Source organism: Streptomyces sp. NPDC059456, from assembly GCF_042750055.1.
In the GTDB taxonomy this organism is placed as follows: domain Bacteria; phylum Actinomycetota; class Actinomycetes; order Streptomycetales; family Streptomycetaceae; genus Streptomyces.
In genome coordinates this window covers 1-2,876 of record NZ_JBHYVA010000895.1, presented here as the reverse complement: position 1 = coordinate 2,876, position 2,876 = coordinate 1, and the positions used below count along the sequence as shown (strand labels likewise).

Genomic DNA, 2,876 nt, shown 5'->3' with positions numbered 1-2,876 from the left:
CACCCCCCGACTTCCGTCCCCGCCTTCCTCATCCGTCCGAGGAGTCACCTGCCATGAAGCGCTTCGCCACCGTCGCCCTGACCGCCCTCGCCCCGATCTCCTGGGGTTCGACCTACGCCGTGGCCACCGAACTGCTCCCGCCCGACCGGCCCCTGTTCACCGGCGTGATGCGGGCCCTGCCCGCCGGACTCCTGCTCACGGCCCTGGCCCGCAGACTCCCGACCGGCGCGTGGTGGTGGAAGTCCGCCGTCCTCGGCACGCTCAACATCGGCGCCTTCTTCCCGCTGCTGTTCCTCTCCGCGTACCGGCTCCCCGGCGGCGTGGCGGCCGTCCTCGGCTCCGCCGGCCCGCTGTTCGTCGTCGGCCTCGCCGCCCTCGTCCTGGGGGAGCGGGCCCGGCTGCGGACCGTACTCGCCGCCGTCGTGGGCGCGTTCGGCGTGAGCATGGTCGTCCTGACCTCCGCGGCCCGGCTGGACCTCGTCGGGATCATCGCCGGTGTCGTCTCCTCGGCCTCCATGGCCGCCGGCACGGTGATGACCAAGCGCTGGGGACGCCCCGAGGGGGTCGGCCCGCTGGCCGTGACCGGCTGGCAGCTCACCGCGGGCGGGCTGGTCATCATCCCCGTCGCGGCCCTCGTCGAGGGGGCGCCGCCCGCGCTCGACGGCAACGCCTTCCTCGGCTACGGCTACATGATGCTGATCAACACCGGTATCGCGTACTGGCTCTGGTTCCGCGGCATCGGCCGGCTCACCGCCACCTCGGTCACCCTGCTCGGCCCGCTCTCCCCGCTCACCGCCGCCGTCATCGGCTGGGCCGCCCTCGGCCAGGCCCTGTCGCCCGTCCAGCTGGTGGGCATGGCGATCGCCTTCGGGGCCACCGTCGCGGGCCAGCTCTTCGCCGCCCGCACCCCCGCCCCCGCACCGGCGGAACCGTTCAGTTCCACTGAAGAGAACGATCGAAATGTTTCGATGGACCTGACGGATGGCGAAGTGCGACGGTAGACCCACTTCACACCGGCACCCGAGGGGGAGAACACACCGTGGCCGTCATGGACAGGGTCCGCACCGTTACGCAGCACCGGGGCGGCAGCAGGGCCGGGAAGGGGCCCGCGGGACTCGGCGTCCTGCTCGCCCTGGTCGCCACGGTCGTCTGGTCCGGCAGCTTCGTCGCCACCCGGGGCATGGCCGACACCGTCCCGCCCGTGCAGGCCGTGTTCTGGCGCTGGGTCATCGCCGCCCTCGCCGTCGCCCCCTTCGCGGCCCGCCAGGCCTGGCGGCAGCGGGCACTGATCCGCGAGCACCTCGGCTTCGTCGCCCTCGCCTCGCTGTTCGGCGTCGCCCTGTACAACACGCTCGTGCACCAGGCCGGACTGACCACCTCCGCCTCCAACATGGGCATGATCATGGCCGCCTCCCCGGTCGTCATGGCGCTCTACGCCCGGCTCGGCGGCGAACGGCTCGGCGCCCGGCGCACCTTCGGACTGCTGCTCGCCGCGTTCGGCGTGCTGCTCCTCGTCGGAGACGGCTCGCTCGGCTTCGACTTCGGGGCCGGAGACCTGTGGATGTTCGCCGCCGCCCTGTCGTTCGCCACGTACAGCGCGCTGCTCAAGCGCAAGCCCGCCGAACTCGGCGGACCGGCCTTCCTGATCACCACCTTCGTGCTCGGCGCGCTGATGCTGGCCCCCGCGTACGCCGTGTCCGTCACCGTCCAGGGCGGCTTCGAGGTCACCCCGGGCACCGCCGGCATGCTGCTGTACGTCGGCGTCATGTCCTCCGCGGTCGCCTTCTTCGCCTGGAACAAGGCCGTCTCGCTGATCGGCGCGGCCCGCGCGGGAGTCGTCTACTACCTCCAGCCGGTGTGCGTCGCCGGCCTCGGACTCCTGCTGCTGGGCGAGCGGACGGGCCCGGCCCAGCTGCTGTGCATGGCACTGATCCTGGGCGGCGTGGGCCTGGGGGCCCGGCGGTAGGTTCGGCCCCATGACCGAGTGGGACATCAAGAAGCTGCGGATCCTGCGGACCCTGGCCGACCGGGGGACCGTGACCGCGACGGCCGGGGCGCTGCACATGACGCCCTCGGCCGTTTCGCAGCAGCTGACCAATCTCGCCCGGCAGCTGGGGGTGCCGCTGCTGGAGGCGCAGGGGCGCCGGGTCCGGCTCACGGACGCCGCGCACCTCGTGCTGCGGCACGCGGAGGCCGTGTTCGCGCAGCTGGAGCGGGCGGACGCCGAGCTGGCCGGATACCTGGCCGGGGACGCGGGGGAGGTCCGGATCGGGGCGTTCTCCACGGCCGTTCCGGTGCTGGTGGTCCCGGCGGTGGCGGCGCTGCGGCGCAGCCACCCGGGGGTGGAGGTACGGGTACGGGAGACCGAGGCGGCGCAGTCGTACGAACTGCTGTCGGCCGGGGCCGTCGACCTGGCCCTCTCGCTGGCCGCGCACGCCCCGACCGCCCGGGACCCGCGGTTCACCCGGCTGGCGCTGATGGAGGACCCGCTCGACGTGGCCCTGCCCCCGGGGCATCCGCTGGCGGGCGCGGCGGAGCTGCGGCTGGCGGACCTGTCGGGGGACCCGTGGATCTACGGGGGCAGCGGGCCGTGGCAGGAGATCGCCCGTACGGCGTGCGAGGCCGCGGGGTTCGTGCCGGAGCAGGCGCACGCGGCGGCCGGGTGGACGGCGATCCTGGCGATGGTCGAGGCGGGGATGGGCGTGGCGCTGGTGCCGCGCATGGTGTCGAGCCGGGCCTCGGGGGTGGTGGTGCGGGTGCTGACCCGCGACCGCCCCACGCGGCACGTCATCGCGGCCACCCGCCGCGGCTCGGAATCCGCACCGGCCGTCGCCCACGCCCTGACGGCCCTGCGGCACGCCGCGGCCGCCCGGTAG

3 protein-coding genes are annotated in these 2,876 nt (G+C 74.2%); all 3 read left to right on the top strand.

Translation table 11 applies throughout. The features are described 5' to 3' along the window. Positions 1 to 53 precede the first annotated feature (53 nt). The 3 genes from ACFXA3_RS40200 to ACFXA3_RS40190 are packed head-to-tail and all read left to right on the top strand — an operon-like array spanning position 54 to position 2,876. On the top strand, positions 54 to 1,001 hold the full coding sequence (locus ACFXA3_RS40200; protein WP_385196016.1) for an EamA family transporter: 948 nt from the start codon (positions 54 to 56) through the stop codon (positions 999 to 1,001). A gap of 47 nt (positions 1,002 to 1,048) precedes the next feature. After that, positions 1,049 to 1,966, top strand: a complete 918-nt coding sequence (locus ACFXA3_RS40195; protein ID WP_385196013.1) for a DMT family transporter — start codon at positions 1,049 to 1,051, stop codon at positions 1,964 to 1,966. 10 nt (positions 1,967 to 1,976) lie between these two features. Beyond that, on the top strand, positions 1,977 to 2,876 hold the full coding sequence (locus ACFXA3_RS40190) for a LysR family transcriptional regulator (protein WP_385196010.1): 900 nt from the start codon (positions 1,977 to 1,979) through the stop codon (positions 2,874 to 2,876).